20 protein-coding genes are annotated in these 21,616 nt (G+C 68.1%); 11 read left to right on the top strand and 9 right to left on the bottom strand.

What is annotated here, in order from left to right:
• Positions 1–5: 5 nt before the first annotated feature.
• The 4 genes from WKW77_RS19595 to WKW77_RS19580 all read left to right on the top strand — a co-directional run bounded on the left by WKW77_RS19595 (position 6) and on the right by WKW77_RS19580 (position 4,305).
• Positions 6–1,325: a flavin-containing monooxygenase gene (locus WKW77_RS19595; RefSeq protein ID WP_340358538.1), complete on the top strand. Its 1,320-nt coding sequence runs from the start codon at positions 6–8 to the stop codon at positions 1,323–1,325.
• A gap of 28 nt (positions 1,326–1,353) precedes the next feature.
• Positions 1,354–2,289: a bile acid:sodium symporter family protein gene (locus WKW77_RS19590; RefSeq protein ID WP_340358537.1), complete on the top strand. Its 936-nt coding sequence runs from the start codon at positions 1,354–1,356 to the stop codon at positions 2,287–2,289.
• Between the two features lie 82 nt (positions 2,290–2,371).
• The gene (locus WKW77_RS19585) at positions 2,372–3,379 is read left to right on the top strand and encodes an SDR family oxidoreductase (protein ID WP_340358536.1); all 1,008 of its coding nucleotides are present in this window, start codon (positions 2,372–2,374) and stop codon (positions 3,377–3,379) included.
• Positions 3,376–4,305, top strand: coding sequence for an EamA family transporter (locus tag WKW77_RS19580; protein ID WP_340358535.1), 930 nt, complete (start codon positions 3,376–3,378; stop codon positions 4,303–4,305). Before WKW77_RS19585 ends, WKW77_RS19580 begins: the two co-directional genes overlap by 4 nt.
• Here the strand turns inward: WKW77_RS19580 and WKW77_RS19575 are convergent, their stop codons facing one another.
• Complete coding sequence (locus WKW77_RS19575) at positions 4,306–5,208, bottom strand: SDR family NAD(P)-dependent oxidoreductase (RefSeq protein ID WP_340358534.1); 903 nt, start codon at positions 5,206–5,208, stop codon at positions 4,306–4,308.
• A gap of 107 nt (positions 5,209–5,315) precedes the next feature.
• Here WKW77_RS19575 and WKW77_RS19570 point away from each other — a divergent pair, with 107 nt between their 5' ends.
• Positions 5,316–6,191 carry a CoA transferase gene (locus WKW77_RS19570; protein ID WP_340358533.1) on the top strand — a complete coding sequence of 292 codons (876 nt, stop codon included), beginning with the start codon at positions 5,316–5,318 and terminating at the stop codon, positions 6,189–6,191.
• A gap of 4 nt (positions 6,192–6,195) precedes the next feature.
• On the opposite strand, the gene WKW77_RS19565 is transcribed toward WKW77_RS19570, so the two are convergent.
• From WKW77_RS19565 to WKW77_RS19550, 4 genes are all read right to left on the bottom strand, one after another.
• Entirely contained in the window at positions 6,196–7,092 is an 897-nt protein-coding gene (locus tag WKW77_RS19565; RefSeq protein ID WP_340358532.1) for an aldo/keto reductase, read from the bottom strand.
• On the bottom strand, positions 7,089–8,408 hold the full coding sequence (locus tag WKW77_RS19560) for an NTP/NDP exchange transporter (protein ID WP_340358531.1): 1,320 nt from the start codon (positions 8,406–8,408) through the stop codon (positions 7,089–7,091). The genes WKW77_RS19565 and WKW77_RS19560 overlap by 4 nt, the downstream gene beginning before the upstream one ends.
• Positions 8,405–9,145 carry an NADPH-dependent F420 reductase gene (locus tag WKW77_RS19555; RefSeq protein WP_340358530.1) on the bottom strand — a complete coding sequence of 247 codons (741 nt, stop codon included), beginning with the start codon at positions 9,143–9,145 and terminating at the stop codon, positions 8,405–8,407. The genes WKW77_RS19560 and WKW77_RS19555 overlap by 4 nt, the downstream gene beginning before the upstream one ends.
• A gap of 177 nt (positions 9,146–9,322) precedes the next feature.
• Positions 9,323–10,303, bottom strand: a complete 981-nt coding sequence (locus tag WKW77_RS19550) for a Bug family tripartite tricarboxylate transporter substrate binding protein (protein WP_340358529.1) — start codon at positions 10,301–10,303, stop codon at positions 9,323–9,325.
• A 144-nt stretch (positions 10,304–10,447) separates the two neighbouring features.
• Between WKW77_RS19550 and WKW77_RS19545 the strand changes: the two genes are divergently transcribed.
• The 3 genes from WKW77_RS19545 (at position 10,448) to WKW77_RS19535 (ending at position 12,683) form a co-directional block, all read left to right on the top strand.
• On the top strand, positions 10,448–10,744 hold the full coding sequence (locus WKW77_RS19545) for a helix-turn-helix domain-containing protein (protein ID WP_340358528.1): 297 nt from the start codon (positions 10,448–10,450) through the stop codon (positions 10,742–10,744).
• 69 nt (positions 10,745–10,813) lie between these two features.
• The gene (locus WKW77_RS19540; RefSeq protein WP_340358527.1) at positions 10,814–11,314 is read left to right on the top strand and encodes a hypothetical protein; all 501 of its coding nucleotides are present in this window, start codon (positions 10,814–10,816) and stop codon (positions 11,312–11,314) included.
• A 13-nt stretch (positions 11,315–11,327) separates the two neighbouring features.
• Entirely contained in the window at positions 11,328–12,683 is a 1,356-nt protein-coding gene (locus WKW77_RS19535; protein WP_340358526.1) for a GAF domain-containing protein, read from the top strand.
• Positions 12,684–12,688: 5 nt separating this feature from the next.
• On the opposite strand, the gene WKW77_RS19530 is transcribed toward WKW77_RS19535, so the two are convergent.
• Positions 12,689–13,408, bottom strand: coding sequence for a hemerythrin domain-containing protein (locus tag WKW77_RS19530; RefSeq protein ID WP_340358525.1), 720 nt, complete (start codon positions 13,406–13,408; stop codon positions 12,689–12,691).
• Between the two features lie 570 nt (positions 13,409–13,978).
• On the opposite strand from WKW77_RS19530, the gene WKW77_RS19525 reads away from it, so the two are divergent.
• Both WKW77_RS19525 and WKW77_RS19520 read left to right on the top strand, forming a co-directional pair.
• Positions 13,979–16,210, top strand: a complete 2,232-nt coding sequence (locus tag WKW77_RS19525) for a glycoside hydrolase family 28 protein (RefSeq protein ID WP_340358524.1) — start codon at positions 13,979–13,981, stop codon at positions 16,208–16,210.
• 110 nt (positions 16,211–16,320) lie between these two features.
• Positions 16,321–16,767: a universal stress protein gene (locus WKW77_RS19520; RefSeq protein WP_340358523.1), complete on the top strand. Its 447-nt coding sequence runs from the start codon at positions 16,321–16,323 to the stop codon at positions 16,765–16,767.
• Positions 16,768–16,773: 6 nt separating this feature from the next.
• On the opposite strand, the gene WKW77_RS19515 is transcribed toward WKW77_RS19520, so the two are convergent.
• Both WKW77_RS19515 and WKW77_RS19510 read right to left on the bottom strand, forming a co-directional pair.
• Entirely contained in the window at positions 16,774–17,685 is a 912-nt protein-coding gene (locus WKW77_RS19515) for a hypothetical protein (protein WP_340358522.1), read from the bottom strand.
• A 61-nt stretch (positions 17,686–17,746) separates the two neighbouring features.
• Positions 17,747–20,104 (bottom strand): YgiQ family radical SAM protein, encoded by a 2,358-nt coding sequence (locus WKW77_RS19510; RefSeq protein WP_340358521.1) that lies wholly within the window; start codon positions 20,102–20,104, stop codon positions 17,747–17,749.
• A 150-nt stretch (positions 20,105–20,254) separates the two neighbouring features.
• On the opposite strand from WKW77_RS19510, the gene WKW77_RS19505 reads away from it, so the two are divergent.
• On the top strand, positions 20,255–21,211 hold the full coding sequence (locus tag WKW77_RS19505; RefSeq protein ID WP_422823233.1) for a bifunctional helix-turn-helix transcriptional regulator/GNAT family N-acetyltransferase: 957 nt from the start codon (positions 20,255–20,257) through the stop codon (positions 21,209–21,211).
• A gap of 12 nt (positions 21,212–21,223) precedes the next feature.
• On the opposite strand, the gene WKW77_RS19500 is transcribed toward WKW77_RS19505, so the two are convergent.
• The gene (locus WKW77_RS19500; protein WP_340358519.1) at positions 21,224–21,541 is read right to left on the bottom strand and encodes a cupin domain-containing protein; all 318 of its coding nucleotides are present in this window, start codon (positions 21,539–21,541) and stop codon (positions 21,224–21,226) included.
• Positions 21,542–21,616 lie beyond the last annotated feature (75 nt).

The raw sequence follows: 21,616 nt of genomic DNA, 5'->3' as shown, positions 1-21,616 counted from the left end.
ACCCTGTGTCCGCACCCGTGCCCACCCACCAGCAAATCGCCCTGATCGGAGCCGGTCCCTCGGGACTCGCCGGCGCGCGCAACCTGCAGAAGCTCGGCATTCCGTTCCAGGGCTTCGAGGCCTACGCTGACGTGGGTGGCCTCTGGAACATCGACAACCCGCGCAGCACGGTCTACCAGTCGGCGCACCTGATCTCGTCGAAGCGCACGACGGAGTTCTCGGAGTTCCCGATGGCCGAGAGCGTGGCCGACTACCCGAGCCACATCGAACTGTGCCGCTACTTCAGCGACTTCGCGGACCACTTCGACCTGCGCCGCCATTTCCGCTTCGGCGTGCGCGTGATTCGCGTCGAGCCTGTGACCGAGAGCGCGTCCACGCTCTGGCGCGTAAGCGTCGACGCCGGGGGCGGCCGCATCGAGACCGCCGAATACAAGGGCGTGATCATCGCCAACGGCACGCTGTCGGAACCCAGCATGCCGCGCTTCGAGGGCCGCTTCAACGGCAAGCTGCTGCACACCTGCGCATACAAGCATGCAAGCCTCTTCCAGGACAAGCGGGTGCTGGTGGTCGGCGCCGGCAACAGCGGCTGCGACATCGCGGTCGATGCGGTGCACTACGCCAGGAGCGTCGACATCTCGGTGCGACGCGGGTACTACTTCGTGCCCAAGTACATCTTCGGCAAGCCAGCCGACACGCTGGGCGGCAAGCGTCCGCTGCCGGCGTGGATCAAGCAGCGGCTCGACGCGAAGGTGCTGCAGTGGTTCACCGGCGATCCGGTGCGTTTCGGCTTTCCGAAGCCTGACTACCGCATGTACGAATCGCATCCAGTGGTGAATTCGCTGGTGCTGCACCACATCGGGCACGGCGACATCTCGGTGCGCGGCGACATCGCGCGGCTCGACGGCGACACGGTGCACTTCAAGGACGGCAGTGCGCGCGACTACGACCTGATCCTCTGCGCCACCGGCTACAAGCTGCACTATCCGTTCATCGACCGCACCCGGCTCAACTGGGAGGGCATGGCACCGAAGCTGTACCTGAACATCTTCGCGCCGGGCTTCGACAACCTCGCGGTGCTCGGCATGATCGAGGCGAGCGGCATCGGCTGGCAGGGGCGCTACGAGCAGGCCGAGCTGGTCGCGCGCTACTTCAAGGCGCAGGCCGAAGGTCGACCGCAGGCCGCAGCGCTCAAGGAAGCCAAGGCCGGGCCGACGCCCGATCTCTCCGGCGGCTACAAGTACCTGAAGCTGGAGCGGATGTCCTACTACGTTCACAAGGACACGTACCGGCGCGCGGTGCGAGATGCTGCGGCGGCACTCGCCTGAGCTTCCATCCACGTTCACGAGGAAATTCATGATCCCGGTCGACGAGGTACGCCTGAACTTCAACCCGGCATCGCTGGTGCTGCTCAACGCGGTGCTCGGCTTCCTGATGTTCGGCATCGCACTGGACACGCGCATCGCCGACTTCAAGCGCGTGATGCGCATGCCGTTGGCGATGACGGTCGGCGTCGCGGCGCAGTTCATCGTGCTGCCGGCGGTGACCTTCGTGCTGACGCTGCTGCTCAAGCCGGCGCCGAGCATCGCGCTCGGCATGATCCTGGTCGCGTGCTGCCCGCCCGGCAACGTGTCGAACATCCTCACGCACCGCGCCGGCGGCAACGTGGCGCTGTCGGTATCGATGACCGCGCTGTCGAACCTCATCAGCATCTTCGTGATGCCGCTGAACTTCGCGTTCTGGGGCGGGATCCATCCGACGGCGGCGCCGCTCCTGAAGACCATCGCGCTCGATCCGGCCGAGATGGTGATGCACATCATCGCGATCATCGGTGCGCCCTTCGTGATCGGCATCGCCTTCGCGCATTGCCTGCCCAAGCTCACCGACCGCATCAAGAAGCCCGCGCGCATCCTGAGCTTCGTCTGCCTGATCGGATTCATCCTCGCGGCGATCGCGGGCAACTGGCGCTACTTCCTCGACTACGTGGGCCTCGTGCTGCTGGCCGTGGTGCTGCACGACGCCCTGGCGTTCACCACCGGCTACGCCTGCGCGACCGCCACCGGGCTCGCGGAATACGACCGCCGCGCGGTCACCTTCGAGGTCGGCATCCGCAATGCGGGTCTCGGCCTGGTGCTGATCTTCAGCTTCTTCGGCGGCCTCGGCGGCATGGCGGTGGTCGCCGGCGTGTGGGGCTTCTGGGACATCCTCGCGGGCCTCGGGCTCGCCGCCTGGTGGAGTAGTAGAGACACCCCCATGCGCCTTCGGCGCTCCCCCTCGAGGGGGCGCACCTAGCGGCCCGGCAGAGCCGGTTCCGCGGGTGCCCTGGCTCCGGCCGCGGCGCTCATAGGCAGTGTGAAACCCGATCATCGAACTCATGGAAACTCCTCCACTCCTCGCGGCGCGCCGCGTTCTCGTCACCGGTGCCGACGGTTTTCTCGGCCGCACCGTGATCGCCGCGCTCTCGCGCATGCCCGACATCCAGCACGTGGTCGCGCTCGACGTGCGCGAGGTGCCGGCCGAGCGTCGCGTCCCCGGCGTGGTCTACGCCGTGCAGGACGTGCGCACGCCGCAGATCGGCGAAACGATCGGCGGCCACGCCATCGACACGGTTGTGCACCTCGCCTCCATCGTGACGCCGGGGCCCGGCAGCACGCGGCAGTTCGAGTACTCGGTCGATGTGCTGGGAACGCGCAACGTGCTCGAAGCCTGCATCGCGAACGGCGTTGGCCATATCGTGGTGTCGTCCAGCGGCGCGGCCTACGGCTACCACGCCGACAACCCCGCGTGGATCGACGAGAGCAACGCCCTGCGCGGCAACCAGGCCTTCGCGTACTCGCACCACAAACGGCTGGTCGAAGAGATGCTTGCGGCTTACCGCGTGTCGCATCCGGCGCTGCGGCAAACGGTGCTGCGCATCGGCACCATCCTCGGCGAGAACGTGCACAACCAGATCACGGCGCTCTTCGAGAAGCCACGCATCCTCGCGATCCGCGGCAGCGACAGCCCGTTCGTCTTCATCTGGGACGAGGACGTGACTGGCTGCGTGATCCACGCGATCACCACCGGGCGCGCCGGCTGCTTCAACGTCGCGGGCGATGGCGCGCTGAGCCTGTCCCAGATCGCCTCGATCCTGCACAAGCCGATGCTGGTGCTGCCGGCGGGGTTGCTGAAGATGGCGCTCGCGATCGGGTCGCACCTCGGCCTGACGCGCTACGGACCCGAGCAACTCGACTTCCTGCGCTACCGGCCCGTGCTGTCGAACAAGCGGCTGAAGGACGAATTCGGCTACGTGCCGCGCAAGACCAGTCTGGAAGCCTTCCTCGCCTTCAAGGCGGCACGCGACGCACGCGAGCAGCAGCAACCTGCTCGGGCGAGCGCGTGAACGCCCCCGCACACCTCAGCCGGGCCGATCTGGGCCGCGCCCTGGCCGTGGTGGTGATCTGGGGCCTGAACTTCGTCGTGATGAAGCTCGGGCTGCGCGAGTTGAGCCCGATGCTGCTCGGGGCGCTGCGCTTTGCCGCCGCATCGCTGCCCTTGCTGCTCTTCGTGCGCATGCCGGCGCTGCCGTGGCGCTACCTGCTGGCCTATGGACTCGCGCAGGGGCTCGGCCAGTTCGGCTTTCTCTTCCTCGGGCTGAAGCTCGGCATGACGGCAGGCATGGCCTCGGTGGTGATGCAGACGCAAGCCTTCTTCACGCTGATGCTCGCCGCGCCGCTGCTGGGCGAACGCGCACGACGCCGGCAATGGGTCGGCATCGCGGTCGCGCTCGCGGGCCTCGTGCTGATCGCGACCGCGCACGGAGAAGGACCAGGGCAGATGACGCTCATCGGCTTCCTGCTCACGCTGTCCGCCGCCTTCATGTGGGCGAGCTCGAACATCGTGGTGCGCTTCGCGACGCGGGCCGTCCCGGGCTACGACCCCTTCGGCTTCATCGTATGGAGCAGCCTCGTGCCGATCGTGCCTTTCGCCGTCGTCGCGGTGATGATGGAAGGCCCGCCCGCCGTGGTGCGCCAGCTCGCGAACCTCGACCTCGGTGCCCTGCTTTCGGTGCTCTATCTCGCGTGGTTCGCGACGCTGCTCGCCTACACGCTGTGGACGCGGCTGCTGCAGCGTCATCCAGCCGGCCGCGTGGTGCCGTTCTCGCTGCTGGTGCCGGTCGTCGGCCTCGCCGCGGCGGCTGTGTGCTTCGGCGAACGCCCGAGCGCCGCGCAGTGGGTCGGCACGGCGGCGGTGCTGCTGGGGCTGATGGTGAACCAGGGCTTCGGCGCGCGTACCCTGGCGTCGTTGCGAGACGCGAAGCGCGCCTGATCAGCGCTGCGCCTTGTCCTTCTGGTTCTGCGCCTCGATGCGTTCGCGCGCGGCGAGCCAGTCGGCATCGCTCCACTGGCGCAGTTCGTAGAAATTGCCGCCGGTGGCCAGCGCTCCGCCGCCGTCCATCATGATGCTCTGGCCGTTGAGCCAGTCGCACTGGCCGCGCGCCATGAGGAAGGTCGCGAGGTTCTGCAGCTCGCTCATCTCGCCCGTGCGCGCCATCGGATTGAGCGCCTTGCTGCGAGCGCCGGGCTCTTCGCCGGGGTTCAGGCGCTTGCTCATGCCTTCGGTCGGGATCTCGCCCGGTCCGACCGCGTTGAGGCGGATGCCATGGCGCGCCCACTCGATCGCCAGCGACTTGGTCATCACCTCGATGCCCGCCTTGCTCATCGCGGACGGCACGACGTAGGGGCCGCCGTTGTCCACCCAGGTGACGATGATGCTCATCACGCTGCGGTACGGATCGCCCTGCTTCCACTTGCCGGCCTTGGCCTCCGCGATCCAGCGCTTGCCCACCGCCTGCGTGACGTAGAAGGTGCCGTGGAAGACGATGTTCGCGATCGCGTCGAAGGCGCGCGGCGAGAGCGCCTCGGTCGGCGAGACGAAGTTGCCCGCGGCGTTGTTGATCAGCCCGTTCAATCCGCCGGACTGCCAGAGGCTCTCCACCATCTCGTCCACCGCCTGCGCATTGCGGATGTCCACGCCGAAGGTGTCGACGCGCCGCCCCGGAAACTGCTTGCGCCACTCGCCGGCGGTTTCTTCCAGCACGCTCTGGCGCCGGCCGCAGATCGCGACATCGGCGCCCAGGCTCAGGAAGCGCTCGGACATCGCGCGGCCGAGGCCGGTGCCGCCGCCGGTCACCAGGATGCGTTGGCCGGCCATGAGATCGGATTGGTACATGCGTATCTCCTGCTGTTAGTTGATCGAAAGGCTGTGCAGCGCGCATCGTAGATCGGCCGCTGCGAACCGGTAAGCTCCCGGGCAGGTTTTCAACCGGGATCCGATCCATGCCCTCCTCCACCGCCGAAGTCTTCGCGCCGCTGGCCGGCGCCCGCGTGCTGAGCCTCGCGCTCAACCTGCCCGGCCCCGCCGCGCTGATGCGCTGCCGCGCCATGGGCGCGACCTGCCTCAAGCTCGAACCGCCTTCGGGCGATCCGATGGGCCACTACAACCGCGCGGCCTACGAAGCGCTGCACGAGGGCGTGAGCGTCGAAGCCGCCGATCTCAAGACCGAGGCTGGCCAGCAGCACCTGCATCGCGCGCTCGAATCGACCGACGTGCTGCTGACGTCGTTCCGGCCTTCGGCCCTTTCGAAGCTGGGGCTCGCCTGGGACAAGCTGCACGCACAGCATCCGAAGCTGTCGCAGGTGGCGATCGTCGGCGCGCCCGGCGAGCGCGCGGAAGAGCCCGGGCACGATCTCACCTACCTCGCCGAAAGCGGGCTCGTCACGGGCACGGACCTGCCGCCCACGCTCTACGCCGACATGGGCGGCGCGATGCTCGCGAGCGAAGCGGTGCTGAAGGCCCGGCTGCACCAGATGGCGTCGCCCGGCACCGGCATCTACCTCGAAGTCGCGCTCAATGCCGCCGCCGACTGGCTCGCGCTGCCGCGCACCTGGGGACTCACGGCGCCCGGCGGCGCAGTGGGAGGCGCGCATGCCGGCTATCGCGTCTACCCGTGCGCCGATGGGCGCGTGGCCGTGGCGGCCCTCGAGCCGCACTTCGCCGCGCGCTTGTGCGAGGCGGCAGGAACGGCGTCGAAGGACATGGCTTCGGCCGAGACGCACGAAGCGATCGCGCGCTGGATCGCGGCGCGCACCCGCGCCGAGCTGGACGCCATGGCGCGGGAGCGCGACGTGCCGCTGCTCACGCTGGCCGGCTGAGCCGTCAGAGGCCGCGCACGAACGCCACCATCCGTTTGCGCTCGGCCGCGTCGGGCAGGCGACCCCGCATCGCGCCGAGGTTGTCCGCCATGTGCGCCGGATCGGATGTGCCCGGGATCACCGCCGTCACGCGCTCGTCGCCCAGCAGGTACTTCAGGAAGAACTGCGCCCAGCTCTCGGCGAAGTCCGTCGACCACTCGGGCAGCGACTTGCCGCGCACCGCGCGGAACAGCCGCCCGCGGCCGAAAGGCAGCGCCGTCAGCACACCGGCGCGGACCTCGGCGGCCAGCGGCAGGATGCGTTCCTCGACCTCGCGGTTGTCGAGCGAGTAGTCGATCTGCACGAAGTCGGGCTTCTCGCGCCGCAGCACCGACTCGACCGCACCGTAGGCGCGCTCAGAGGTCGACGTGATGCCGACGTAGCGGCACACGCCCTGCGTCTTCCATGTCCTGAATTGCGCCAGCGACTGCTCCGGATGGCGCACGTTGTGAAGCTGCAGCAGATCGACGCGGCGCGTCGCGAGCCGGGTCAGCGAGCGTTCGAGTTCCGCGGAGTCGGGCGATTCGAGCTTGGTCGCGACGAAGAATTTGTCGCGCGACGCCGCGGCCGGCATCGCGTGGCCGAGCACCAGTTCGGCGTCACCGTAGGTCGAGGCGGTGTCGACGAGCCGGCCGCCCTTGTCGAGCAGGGTGCGCAGGATCTGCGCCGCGGTCTCGCGGATCTTCGCGTCGTCGTTGTTGAACACGACGGCCGTGCCCAGGCCGACTGCGGGAAGGCGCTCGCCGCTGGACGGGATCGCGCGCATGACGAGCGTGTCGTCCTTGCCTTGTCCCAGACCGGAAAGCGGCCACAGCGCCGCGGCTGCGAGCGCGGAAAAGTGCCGCCGTGTCATCGATGTCATGACGTCTCTCCCAGTCGAGTCGAGGCACGCGCCGGCGCACTGCCGGCGGACTGCGACGCGCGCCGCTCCTGCGTGCGCCCCAGAGCCGCCGACAGCACCATCCACGCCACCGCCACCGGCAGCGCGACGAGCGCAATCGCACCGATCTTGAGCCCCGCCGCGTGCAGCGCGTCGTAGACCCACCCATAGAGCGCATCGGAACCGCGATACACCACCACGTCGATGAGGTTCTTGGCCTTGTACTTGTCCTCGCGATGGACGACCGTGAAGAACACCTGGCGCGCCGGGTTCGCGATCGCGAAATTCATCCAGCGCTGCACCACCTGGAACACGAGCACCACACCCAGCCCCGGAGACCACGCGATCGCCAGGAAACCGATGACGTAGACCGCCGGCAATGCCGCCGCGGCGATGCCCGTTCCGAAGCGCTGCAGGAAACGCCCGGTGGCGAAGACCTGCGTCGCCAGCGTGAGCAGCCCGACCGCGAGGTCGATGCTCGCGAAGATGCGCGTCTGCTCGCCTGCCCCCTTGATCGTTGCCGACACCACGTTCGCCTGCATGAAGTACAGCATCGTCGCGCCGAACGACAGCAGGCTGACCCACGCCCCCACGCCGAGCAGATAGGGCGAACGGAACAGCCCCGAGATGCCCGCGAACGCGCTGCCGCCCACGCGCGCCGGCTCGCGCGGGCCGTCCCGCGCGTCCTGCCGCACGCCGACGCTTCTTTCGAGCCGATGGGCGCAGAACACCGCGATCTCCAGGAACACGATCGCCGCGACCAGCAGGTTGTGCGGCCCGAGCGGCACCGCGAGCACGATCGTGATCGTCGGCCCCAGCAGCGCGCCCGCCGTGCCGCCGGCGCCGATGAAGCCGAAGAGCCGCTTGGCCTGCTCGCTAGTGAAAAGGTCCGCCATGAAGGACCAGAACACCGCCACGGCAAAGAGGTTGAACACGCTCACCCAGACGAAGAACACCCGCGCAACGATCACCGGCGCGATGTCCAGCGCGAGCAGCACCCAGAACACCGCGAGGTTGAGGACGAAGAAGTGATAGACGATGGGGATGAAGCGCGCCCGGGGCAGCTTCGCAACCAGCGCGCCGTAGAGCGGCTGCACCGCCAGCAGCGTCACGAAGGTCGCGGTGAAGAGCCATGGCAGCGCGCGCGTGCCGCCCGCGATGCCCATCTGGTCGCGCAAAGGCCGCAGCACGTAGTAGCCCGCGAGCAGCGCGAAGAAATAGCCGAAGGACCACAGCGCAGCCGCCAGCTCCTGCGGCGTGGCAGGAACGACCCGCCGCAGCCAGGGCTGCGCCGTCATGGCGCGAGCGACAGCTTCTGCCTGAGTTCAGCCGCGCTCACCGACTGGCCGTAGCCCGGCCCGCCGCGCTGGAACTTGCGTGCATCGGCCAGCTTGCCGACCACCACCGGATCGAAGCCGGCATCGGTGACCAGCGCTGCGGCAACCTTCACCGCTTCCGGGTCGTCGCCGGCGATCGGGATCGCAAGCCTTGGCGCCGGCCGGTTGGCCTCGCGCGCGAGGATCGCATAGGACATGGTGTTGAACGCGCGCACCAGCCGCGCGCCACCCAGGTACTTCTGCGACACCACGCCGATGCCTTCCTGTTCCACCTCGTCGGCCACCGCGCCACCGTCGCGCCCCGCCACGGCATTGCAGGCATCGAGCAGGATCTTGCCCTTGAGCGCGCCGCCATGGTCCTTGCCGATCTGCGGCAGCGCACCATAGGGAACCGCGATGAACAGCGCGTCCCCGAAAGCGATCGCCTCCGCGACCGTCCCTGCCTTCGCGAGCGGACCGAGGCCCGCGACAAGTTCCTTGAGTTCTTCGGGATGGCGCGACGACAGCATCACCGGATGACCGGCCTTCACCCACAGCCCGCCGATGGTGCCGCCGAGACGGCCCGCGCCGATGATGCCGACGCGCATGCCGGAAGTCGTCTGGGCGGCGCTACGCGGCGCGAGCGCCACCAGCAGCGCACAGCCGCCTGCTGTCAGCAGTCCCCGGCGCACGCGATCGTGAGTGAAATGGAGTGGCAACGGAACCCCCGAGGTTCGACGAAGGGGATCATGTTCCGGCCAAGCGACGCACGCAAGCGACGTTCACGATGCCCCCGTTCGGGAATACCGCGGAACCGGCTCCGCCGGGCCGCCGGTATTGCCCCCGGTGGGGGGTTGGCGAAGCGACACGAAGTGCGCGCAGCCTGGGGGCGAGCACTAAAGCTTGATGCCGGCGCTCTTCACGGTGGACGCGAGCACGCCGACCTGCTCCTTCACGATCGCCTCGAACCGCACGGTGCTCTCGGGCTTGGCGACGATGCCGAGGTCGACGAGCTTCTTCTGCACATCGGGCATCGCCAGAACCTCGTTGCAGGCACTGTTGAGCTTCGCGACCATCTCGGGCGGCAGCTTGGCCGGACCGGAAAGGCCGAAGAAGTTCTCCAGCACCAGCTTGGGCTGGCCGAGCTCGACGATGGCCGGCACGTCGGGCATCAGCGGCGAGCGGGCGGTGCCGGTCACCGCCAACGGCGTGAGCTGGCCGCCCTTGAAGTACGGCACGTAGGCCGTGATGACATCGATGCCGACCGGGATCACGTTGGCGATCAGGTCCGTCGTCATCGGCGCGCCGCCGCGGTAGGGCACATGCACGAGATTCGCGCCGGTGATCTTCCGGATGAGTTCGCCGTGGACATGGCCGATCGATCCCGGCCCGCCCGAGCCGAAGTCCAGCCGTCCGTCCTTGCGGGCGCGAGCCTCCATATCGGCGAAGCTCGCGATGCCCGAGGGCTTGCTCGCCATGATCACCAGCGGCGCGGAGCCGAGGGACGCGATGTGCGTGAACGCGGTCACGGGGTCGTAGGGCTGCTTGTCGAGCAGGAACGGGCCGAGCGCGATCGGGGTGGTGTTCGACAGCATGAAGGTGTAGCCGTCGGCCGGCGCGCCCGCGACCAGCGCGCCGCCGATGGTGCCGCCCGCACCGGGCTTGTTGTCGACCACCACCGGCTGCCCGAGCTTCCTGCCGAGTTGCTCGGCGACGATTCGCGCGAGGATGTCGCTGGAGCCGCCGGGCGGGAAGGTGACGATGATCTTGATCGGCCTGTCCGGCCACTGGGCGAAAGCCGGCAGCGCGAACGCGGCGGCGCCGGCCGCCAGGAGCTGGAGTGCGCCGCGGCGCGTGGGATGGTGGGTGGTGTTCATGCGGTCCCCCAGCAAATCCGATGCCCGCGCGACCATGGCACGCCAATCGCTTGCGTCCTGGCAGGAGCACGGCCGGGCCTGCTCGCGAAGCCATCGGCGATCGGCGCCGGTGCATCGCGGCACCAAGGCTGTGCGACGAACGCCATGCCACGCCCCAATGCCGCCGCCGATGTCGAACTGCTGCGCGTCTTCAGCACGCTGATGGACGAACGCAGCCTCGCGCGGGCCGCGACCCGGCTGGGTCGGTCGCGGGACGCGGTCGACACCGCGCTGCGGCACCTGCGGCGCATCTTCGGCGACCCGCTGCTCCTGAAGGACGGCGCACGCATGGCGCCGACGGAGCGCGCACTGGCGCTGGAGGCCTCACTGCGCCCGACGTTCGGGCCGCCGGCACAGGAACCGCCATCGGCATCGAGGCGACGCGCGCGCTGGCGCGCGTGACCTGCGGCGAAGGCACTGTCGGGAAAGAGAACTTTTGAATCAAAATCCCCACTCTTTCCCGGCCATCCCATGCCTGACGCCGCCCCACGCCATCCACTGCTGAGTCCCGAGCACATCGCGCTGATCGACAAAGGCGTGTCCACCATCGTGGCCTCGCGCGACGCGGCGCTGCGTCCCAGCGTGATGCGTGCGGTCGGCGCGCGAATCTCGGCGGACGGCACGCGCATCACCGTCTTCGTCTCTCGGGGGCAGTCGCGCCAGCTCCTGCAGGACATCGCCGCCACGGGCCGCATCGCGGTGGTCTTCAGCCAGCCGCTGAGCCATCGCACGGTGCAGGTCAAGGCCACCGAAGCCGAGCTTCGCCCGGCGAATGAAGACGACCTGCCGGTGCTCCGCCGCTACCTGGCGTCGATGGAAGAGGAAGTCGCCGCGGTCGGCTTCGAGGCACGCTTCGTCCGCGCGATGCTGGCCTTCCGGCTGGACGAGGTGGTGGCGATCAGCTTCACGCCCACGGAAGCCTTCGACCAGACCCCTGGCCCCAAGGCCGGCACCGCCCTGCCGGCCACCTGAAGCCGCGAGCGCAATGAGCACCTGTACGCCGTCGCTGAACGACATCCGCGCCTGCTTCGAAGGCGCGATCCCGGCCATGATGGCGACCTGCGCCGAGGACGGCACGCCCAACGTCGCCCTGATCTCGCAGGTGCATTTCGTGGACGACCGGCATGTGGCGCTGTCCTATCAGTTCTTCAACAAGACGCGGAAGAACATCCTCGCCAATCCCTACGCGAGCGTGCTGCTGATGGACCCGGTCGCCGCGGCCTTCTACCGCTTGAGACTTCGCTACCTGCGGACCGAATCCGGCGGCCCCCTGTTCGAGCGCATGAAGGCACAGCTCGCGGGCATTGCCTCGCATTCAGGCATGGCAGGCGTGTTCAAACTGCTCGGTTCCGACGTCTACGAGGTGGAGGCAGTCGAGAGCGTCGAAGGAGAACGGCTCGCCCCGGTCGCCCATCCCAAGCCCAGCCTGCTCGCCGGTGTGCGTCGCGCCACCGAGCGCATGGCCGGCTGCTGCGCCACCGACGAGCTGCTGCAGACGGTGCTCGCCGCGCTCAACGATCACCTCGGTGTGCGCCATGCAATGGTGCTGATGCTCGATGCGGCCACGCAGCGCCTCTACACGGTGGCGAGCTGCGGCTACGCCACCTCGGGCATCGGCTCGGAAATCGAGATGGGCCATGGCGTGATCGGCGTGGCAGCGCGCGAACGCACGCCGGTGCGGATCAGCCACATGACGAATGCCGCGAGCTACAGCCACGCGGTGCGCAGCAGCCTGCGCGCGACCGAGCCGGGCATCGAGCTCGAAACCGAGATCCCGTTCCCGGGCCTGGCGGAGCCGCACAGCCAGCTAGCGGCGCCGATCGTCTCTGGCGGGCGGCTGCTCGGCGCGCTGTTCGTCGAAAGCCCGACCGAACTGCGATTCGGTTTCGAGGACGAGGATGCGCTCGTCGCGGTCGCCAGCCATCTCGGCGCCGCGCTGGAACTGCTGCGCGCGGCCGACGAGCCTGCCGCCGTCGAAGAGCCCGCGCCGCCTGCCGTGCCGTCGGCCAGCGGTGCGCCGCTGCCGGTGCGCCACTACCTTGCGAACAACAGCGTGTTCATCGCCGACAGCTACCTGATCAAGGGCGTTGCCGGCGCGATCCTCTGCAAGCTGCTGCGCGAGTATTCGCAGGAGGGCCGTACCGAGTTCACCAACCGCGAACTGCGGCTCGACCCGTCCATCCGGCTGCCCGACCTGGCGGACAACCTCGAGGCGCGGCTGGTGCTGCTGCAACGGCGGCTTGCCGAAAACAGCCCGCACCTGCGCATCGAGAAGACCGGCCGCGGCCGCTTCAGGCTGCGGGTGGAACGGCCAGTCACGCTCACAGAGATCGCCGGCTGAACGGTCTACCACTGCGCCGACAGGCCCAGACTGGCAGCGAGCTTGGCCCATTCGCGCTCGCTCAGGTGCGGCCGCACCACGTCGAGCGCCGCCGCGAAGGCCGGCGCCGGCGCATGGGCGCGCATGTCGCCAAGCATCGCGGTCCGCTCGGCCGGGTTCATGAAAGGCACCATCCAGCGCATCACGAACATCATTTCCTCCGGCGGAATCGACGCGACCAGCGCACCGTGCAGCTCCATGAGCTCCGCATCGGTGAAGCGCGCCCAGAGCACCGCGTTGTGCGCGGTCTCTTCGACATGCATGTGCTCGAAGTTGTGCGCGATGAAGACCGACAGGGCCCGGTACAGCGCCAGCGTGCGTTCGGCACGCAGTGCGGGGGCGCACTGCAGCAGCGCGGTCGTCTGGTCGGCGAGCGCATCGATCGCCTCGACGTGCTCGTGGTGCTCGTGGGCGATCCGCCCGCTGGAGCCGGCCGCGCGCGATTCCATCGCGGCATGAATGAAGTCGTTCTCGTGCTGGAGGTGCGCGCGGCAGAACTCGAGCAGTTCAAGCACGCGCTGCGTCGTCTGTGCGAGTTCGAGGCCGTCGTCGTGGTCCATGCGGCCCAGGGCCAGGAGGGTGTCGGCCATCAGCGCGCGCAGGGCCTTGTGGATGCCGGCATACATGTCGATGCGGGGTGCGATGGCGGCGGCGACTTGGCGCATTTCGCGCGGATCGATGTTCATGGGAGTCCTTCTTTTCCGGTTCAGCGGCGGGCGCACCGTGCGCTCTCCTGCTGCGAAGAAAGTCTAGGAATCGAGCCTCTTGCGCGCCTTTAAGAATTGCTTAACGAACCCCTCAGCAAACCTTAAATAACGGTCTAGGCTAATTGGCCAGAACCTCCGAGGGCGAGGCGGGCGCGTGGTTGGGAGTGGCGCCAGATCACGATGGTCGTTCTAGGACATCGTACAACTACAACCAAGACTGAAGCCCGGAAGCTATGCGTCGGCTCGGGTTTTTCCCGAGAGAAAAGGCCCATTGACAGGGCAAATCTGCTCATGATGAAATGCACCAGTTGTACGACAACAGTTGACGAATCTTAAAAGTACACACATGAGACAAACCCTCCCGCCCCCATCCCGCCGGTCCGGCGCCGCACCGCCGCGGCGCTGAACGCCCTCCTCCTGAGCCGCTTCCGGCGCGCTGCGATCTCGCTGCGCGCCGGGATGAGTCACGCCCGTTCGCCCCCTTCCCGGCCGCGGCGGCGGCAGGCCGCCCACCGATCTTCGACAACCACCACCGCAGAAGGACTTCCGATGAAGACGTCTCCCACCTCCTCCCGATCCGCACGCTGGCCCCTGCCGCTCGCGGCCCCCCTCGCGACGCTGGTCGCGGCCGCCTCGCTCTCCGCCTGCGGCGGCGGAAACAGCAGCGGCAACGCCGCGCTGCTGGCGACTTCGGGCTCGACCGGCACCCAGACGCCGGTCAGCGCGCCGGCCGTGTCCTCGGATTCGTCGGCCGTCCAGAAGAACGCCTTCCAGGTGGGCACCACCACGTTCGATCCGGCCCTGCCGCCGGAGCCCGCGTTGCCGACCGATGCCCAGGTCTGTGCGACGCTCGAGGCCAGCAACAACCTCGTGCGGCGCCCGGACGGCGCGCTGCCACCCGAAGCAGACCCCTCGATCGCCGGCGTCGGCAAGGCCGTCAGCGCGGCAACCGCCAACCCGGATCAGGCCCGCATCCAGGCTGCGCTCGATGCCTGCGGTGCAGCGGTCAACGCGGAAGTCGGCGCGGCCATCCTCGCGGCCGACGCCTCGGCCACCGCCGACCAGAAGGCCGCGGCCCTGCCCAACATCAACATCGCGGGCGCCAGCGGCGAAGAGTTGGCCAAGCCGCAGTACAAGCCGAGCAAGTTCGCGGTGCGACTGACGGTCAACAGCAGCGGCTCCGGCAACGGGTTCATCTCGGGCCCCCTCACCCTGCCCTCGGGCGTGACGCTGTGGATCGACAAGGGCGCCACGCTCTACGCCACGCGCGACGTGATGGCCTACCTGAACGGAGCGGGCAAGTACTGCGGCAACACGGCCGTGAGCGCGACGCAGGCCGGCAGCTCCGGCAACTGCAAGGCGCTCATCAACGGCGACTACCTGGTCAACTCGGCCGTGGTCGGCGAAGGCAGCATCGACAGCCGCGCCTACGCGGAGATCGTCACCACCAACGCGCTCTACCCGATCATGAAGGTGGACATGAGCTGCTCCAACACCTATGCCGCGTATGCGACCAACACGCAGGCGCCGGACGGCACGGCCTGCGACAACGGCGGCGAGTTCGTCAATTCGAAGTCCTCGGTGCGCAACATGACGTGGTGGGACCTCGCCTACCTCGGCAACATGGTCCAGAACGGCACCACCGGCTCGGGCTCGCAATCGAACTTCCGGATGATGGTGTTCAACTACGCCAAGAACCTGACGCTCTACAAGATCACGCTGAACAACAGCGCCAACTTCCACGTGGTGCCCAGCGGCGTCGATGGCCTCACGGTGTGGAACGTCAAGGTGCAGACGCCGACGCTCGCGGCCTTCGCCAACCCGGCGGGCAACGGCAATCCGCTCTACACCGGCGAGACCTTCAACGCCGACAACGTGAAGAACACCGACGCCTTCGATCCGGGCTCCGCGTCCAGCGCCAAGTCCAATGCGCTCACGACCGGCAGCACGACCAGCTCGTCTTCCAAGATGTCCTTCGACGGCTACCTGAAGAACTTCGTCTTCGCCTACAACTACGTGAGCACCGGCGATGACGACATCGCGCTCAAGGGCAGCAACAACCCCAACCCGGTCGGCTTCGGCATCGACGGCAACCGCGGCAAACGCAGCGACCGGGCCTACGGCATCGTGATCGCCCACAACCACATCTACTGGGGCCACGGCATCTCGGTGGGCAGCGAGACCAACGCCGGCGTGACCAACGTGGAGGTCTACGACAACTCCTTCCAAGGCTCGGAAGAAGGCCTGCGCATCAAGTCCGACTACGCGCGCGGCGGCGAGGTGAGCAACATCAACTACCGCAACATCTGCATCAGGAACGCGCAGAACGCCTTGCTCTTCACCCCTTACTACAGCACCAAGGCGCTGTCGGGCGGCGTTCCGAAGGTGCCGAACTTCCATGACATCACACTGAGCAACGTGCGCATCCTCGGCGAATCCAAGGTCAAGCTGCAGGGCTTCGAGGCGAATACGGGCGGCTACTTCACGCCGACCGCCGCCTACCCGACGGGCTACCTGCCGGCCTACCCGCTGGTCATGTCGATGACGCAGGTGGCCGCGGACGACCCGTCGCTGATCTCGCTGATCTCGTCGGACGCGAACCTCACGCTCGACACGGTGAACCTTCCGATCCAGGCCTCGACCGCCAACCGCATCGTGGTGAACGGCCAGGCCAGCCTGAAGGTGGACGTCGATAAGGTGGTCGACTGCAGCCAGGCCTTCGTGGATTTCCCGTCGATCGGTGCGTCGAACCCGTTCGGCACGCACTGGGTCAGCCAGTGATCCCGCGGCTAGGCAAGCCCGCCTAGACGCCTGCCGGCGCCTTGCCCCGTGCGCCCGCCCGTACTACGCTCCCCGTGCGGGCGGGCGTCTCCCGCCCGGGGAGCAGCGCCATGTATGAACGCATCCTCGTTGCCACCGACGGCTCCGAGCTGTCGGAACTGGCGGTCAACAGCGCCATCGATCTGGCGCTCCTCACGCAGGCGGAACTCGTCGCCGTCAAGGTGGTGCACCACTATCCCGCCAGCTACTTCGAAGGCTCGATCATGCTGAGCCAGTCCGAGGTCTCGCACCTGCGCGAGCAGGCCGACTCCGAGGCGCAGCGCGTGGTCGATGCCGTCAAGGAAAAGGCCGCCAGCCGCGGCGTGAAAAGCGCCCGCGCGATCGTGATGCAGGCGGAGCTCATCTCCGAAGCCATCATCGAAGCCGCGCGCGTGCATCACTGCGACCTGATCGTGATGGCCTCGCACGGCCGGCGCGGCATCAAGCGCCTGCTGATGGGAAGCGAGACCCTGCACGTGCTGACGCACTCGCACACGCCGGTGCTGGTGCTGCGCTGAAGAAGCTCAGCGCGCCGCGGCGGCGTCGCGCTGGCGGTCTTCGCGCTTGACCGCGAGGTAGGTCGCGAGGTCGACCTCGTGCAGCTGGGTCGGATACTGCTCGACCGACTGGAACCACGTGTTCAGGCGCTTGTCGGCGCGCTCGGGTGCGGGTGCCGCGAAGCCATCGAGGTAGGCATCCAGCGCGATGAAGTAGCGCATGGCATTGCGCTCCATCAGGCCGCGCAGCCCCTTGATGAACTCGGGCTTGGCCTCGGCCGTCTTGCCCACCACCGTGAAGCCGACCTTGTCGCTGCCGAAGGTCGCGAGGTAGGCCATGGTGGCGAGCCGCGCGACCATGTTGTGGTCGTAGGCGTAGGCGAAGTGCAGGAAGGTCTGGCGCTCGCCGAGCGGGACCGCTTCGAGCATCACGCGGTACTGGCTGGTGCCCATCGGGCCTTCCTCGGCGTGGAGCTCCACCTGAAGGTAGTCGCGCGTCGCATGGACGGCGCGGTGCACGAAGGTGAGCTCGAAGGCCTGCTCGATCGGCTTGTCGTAGCGCGGCACCACGCTCAGCGTGAGCTTTTCGCCGTCGGGCGAACGCATCGCGCGGCAGCGCCGGTTGTTGATGTGCAGCACCAACATGTCGCACCACTGGGACGAACGCTCGAGCGCACGTCGCACTTCGTCGATGGGGTGGTCGACCACTGCGTAGATGTCGCCCTGCAGGCCGCCGTCGGTCTCCGCCGAGTCGATGACCACCGGGCGCTTGAGCGGGCTGCTCGCGAGTTGGTCGGCGTACTTGCGGTGAAGATCGCGCATCGCCTGCGCGGAGCCTGCTTCGAGCCTGGCATGCACATCGATCGCGCTCAAGGCCGTCATGCCGAGGACGAGCCAGAAACCGAAACGCGCGAAGAACGCAGCCAGCGGTGTGTGCATGGACGACACCATACACGGCTGCGCGGCCGCGGTCTGCCGGCCAACCGCCCGCGGTGGCCGGCTACCGGCCCTTGCGGATCGGCTTGGCCGGTGTCGCCTTCGGGCGCCCTGCCCCGGTCTCGCGGGGCGGCAGGCCGGTGTGCTGCGTGAGGATCCTGCCCTTGACGGGCTTCGCCGTCTTGAGCGCGACCGGCGTCGAGTTCTTGCGGCGCGCGCTCTCGTAGCTGCCGTCGGTCAGCGGCTGCCAGGTCGGGATCAGGTGATGCTTGCCGTTGCCGATCAGGTCGGCGCGGCCCATGGCCTTGAGCGCCTCGCGCAGCAACGGCCAGTTGTTGGCATCGTGATAGCGCAGGAACGCCTTGTGCAGCCGGCGGCGCTTCTCGCCGCGCACGATGTCCACCGTCTCGCTGTCGCGCGTGATCTTGCGCAGCGGATTGCGGTTGGAGTGGTACATCGCCGTCGCGGTGGCCATCGGCGACGGATAGAAGGTCTGCACCTGGTCGGCGCGGAAGCCGTTCTTCTTGAGCCAGAGCGCGAGGTTCATCATGTCCTCGTCGCTGGTGCCGGGGTGCGCGGCGATGAAGTACGGGATCAGGTACTGCTTCTTGCCCGCTTCGGCCGAGTACTTCTCGAACATCTGCTTGAAGCGGTCGTAGCTGCCGATTCCGGGCTTCATCATCTTGGTGAGCGGGCCCTGCTCGGTGTGCTCGGGCGCGATCTTGAGGTAGCCGCCCACGTGGTGCTGTACCAGCTCCTTGACGTACTCGGGCGACTGCACCGCGAGGTCGTAGCGCAGGCCCGAGCCGATCAGGATCTTCTTGATGCCCTTGAGCGCGCGCGCCCTTCGGTAGATCTTGATGAGCGGGTCGTGGTTGGTGTTGAGGTTCTGGCAGATGCCCGGGTACACGCAGCTCGGCTTGCGGCAGGCGGCCTCGATCTCGGGCGACTTGCAGCCGATGCGGTACATGTTGGCGGTCGGCCCGCCGAGGTCGGAGATGGTGCCGGTGAAGCCCTTCACGCTGTCGCGGATGGCCTCGACCTCCTTGATGATCGAGTCTTCGGAACGGCTCTGGATGATGCGGCCTTCGTGCTCGGTGATCGAGCAGAAGGTGCAGCCGCCGAAGCAGCCTCTCATGATGTTCACGCTGAAGCGGATCATCTCCCACGCCGGGATCTTCGTCGCGCCGTCGTGGCTGCCGTGCCCGTCGGCGTAGCGCGGATGCGGACTGCGCGCATACGGCAGGTCGAAGACGTGGTCCATCTCGGCCGTGGTCAGCGGGATCGGCGGCGGGTTGATCCAGACGTCGCGCGCGGTCGTGCCTTCGCCATGCGCCTGCACCAGCGCGCGCGCGTTGCCGGGATTGGTTTCCAGATGCAGCACGCGGTTGGCGTGCGCGTAGAGCACCGCGTCCGCGCGCACCTGCTCGTACGAAGGCAGGCGAATCACCGAGCGGTCGCGCGGCGGCACCTTGACCTTGCCCTTGCCCTGGAGCGCCGGATTGGGGACGAACTGGATCGGCTTGATCGCCGCGTTCGCGACGCTGGCCGAGCCTGCGGCCTCCGCGGCTTCGGCAACGGCCTGCGCCTCGTCCTCGCGCACGCAGGTAGCGCCATTGGCCTTGGCCTGCTCGGAGACCATCAGGTAGGGGTTGACGTGCGCCTCGACGCGACCGGGTTCGTCCACCGTGGTGGAGTCGATCTCGAACCAGCCTTCGGGCGTCTCGCGCCGCACGAACGAGGTGCCGCGCACATCGGTGATCTGATGCACCGGCTCACGGGCCGCGAGACGATGCGCGATCTCGACGATGGCGCGCTCGGCATTGCCGTAGAGCAGCAGGTCGCACTTCGAATCGACCACGATCGAGCGGCGAACCTTGTCCTGCCAGTAGTCGTAATGCGCGATGCGGCGCAGCGACCCTTCGATGCCGCCGAGCACGATCGGCACGTCGCTCCATGCTTCCTTGCAGCGCTGCGAGTAGACGATCGCCGCGCGGTCGGGGCGGTGGCCGCCGACGTCGCCGGGCGTGTAGGCGTCGTCGCTGCGGATCTTCCGGTCGGCCGTGTAGCGGTTGATCATCGAATCCATGTTCCCGGCGGTCACGCCGAAGAACAGGTTCGGCTTGCCCAGCACCTTGAACGGGTCGGCACTCTGCCAGTCGGGCTGCGCGATGATGCCCACGCGAAAGCCCTGCGCCTCGAGCATGCGGCCGATCACCGCCATGCCGAAGCTGGGATGGTCGACGTAGGCGTCGCCGGTGACGACGATGATGTCGCAGCTGTCCCAGCCGAGCGCGTCCATCTCGGCGCGCGAGGTCGGCAGGAACTTGGCCGTGCCGAAACGGGCCGCCCAGTACTTGCGGTAGCTGGTCAGCGGCTTGGCGGCGCGCGCGAAAAAGGAGACGTCGACGGGGGCGTTCATCGGGAATGGGGTCGGCCGCAGGGGCCTCGTGGGCAACCCTCGATTTTAGGGTTTTCCATTGGAACTGTCGCCCTAAAGGCGATTCCCGCACGGCCGGCCCGGATCTTCAATTGCTTGCTTTTGTCAATCAATCAATTGACAATGGCAAGCATGGACGCCGCCAGCACTCCCCTTCCGGACACCGCGGACGTGTCGGCCGTCAAGGCCGTCCGCGAATTCAACCGCTTCTATACGCGGCGCATCGGCGTGCTCGACCCCTATCTGGGCAGCGACATGTCGCTGACCGACGTCCGCGTGCTGTACGAGCTCGCTCACCGCGAATCCCCGGTCGCCAGCGAGATCGGCAAGGACCTGCACCTGGACGGCGGTTACCTCAGCCGCATCCTTCGCCGCTTCGAGGCGCAGGGCTGGCTGGTGCGCGAGGCGAGCCCGCGCGATGCACGGCAAAGCCTGCTGCGGCTGACCGACGCAGGCCATGCCGCCTTTGCGCCGCTGCAGCAGAAGTCGCGCGAGGAAGCGGCCGCCCTGCTCTCGCCGCTGTCGACCGCGCAGCGCGCGCAGCTCATCGGCGCCATGGGCACGCTGCAGCACTTGCTGGCACCGGGTGCCGCGCCGCCGGCGAAGGCGCAGACCGCCATCCTGCGCGACCCCGCCCCGGGCGACATCGGCTGGGTGGTGCAGCAGCACGGCGAGATCTACGCGCGCGAGTACGGCTGGAACAGCGAGTTCGAGGCGCTGGTGGCCGAGATCGCGGGCCAGTTCCTGCGCAGGTTCCAGCCGGCCTGGGAGCGCTGCTGGATCGCCGAACTCAACGGCGAGCGCGTCGGCGCGATCTTCGTCGTGCGCAAGTCGGCGACCACCGCGCAGCTGCGCATGCTGATCCTCACGCCGCAGGCGCGCGGCCTCGGCCTGGGCGGGCGGCTCACCGACGAATGCATCGCCTTCGCTCGCATCAAGGGCTATCGCAAGATGGTGCTCTGGACCAACAGCTGCCTCAGCGCGGCACGCGCCATCTACGCGGCGCGCGGGTTCAGGCTCGTGAAATCCGAGCCCTACGCGGGCTTCGGGCAGCAGCTCGTCGGCGAGACGTGGGAGCTGAAGCTCTGAGCCCCGCCCGCTTCACCGCGGGTTGCGCCGCGCGACCCAGTAGGTCGCGCCCTGCGAGCCATAGCGCTCGGCATGCGGCGTGCCCGTCGGCACCATGAAGGTGTCGCCCGGCACCAGGTGGCGCGTATCGCCACCGCAGCTCAGCCACATCTCGCCCTGCGTGACCAGCGCGTTCGCGTCGAAGGGGTGCGTGTGCTCGTCGAGCACCGTCATCGGCGCCCACTCGCGGATCAAGGCTTCGTCGAACCCGAGCGCTTTCGCCGCGGCCTGGAAATCCTCGAAAGTCCGGGCGGATGCCGGGAAGCCCTTCTGCAGGTCGTCGTTGCTCATGGGGAACTCCTTGGCCATGTGTGCGCGAGCGAAGCGCGCAGCCTGCGGTTCTACCTCCATCGGCACTTTGCCGCC

Origin of the sequence: Variovorax ureilyticus, from assembly GCF_037889935.1 — a bacterium.
GTDB classification, from domain to species: domain Bacteria; phylum Pseudomonadota; class Gammaproteobacteria; order Burkholderiales; family Burkholderiaceae_C; genus Variovorax; species Variovorax ureilyticus.
This window is presented reverse-complemented; position numbering and strand designations above follow the sequence as displayed.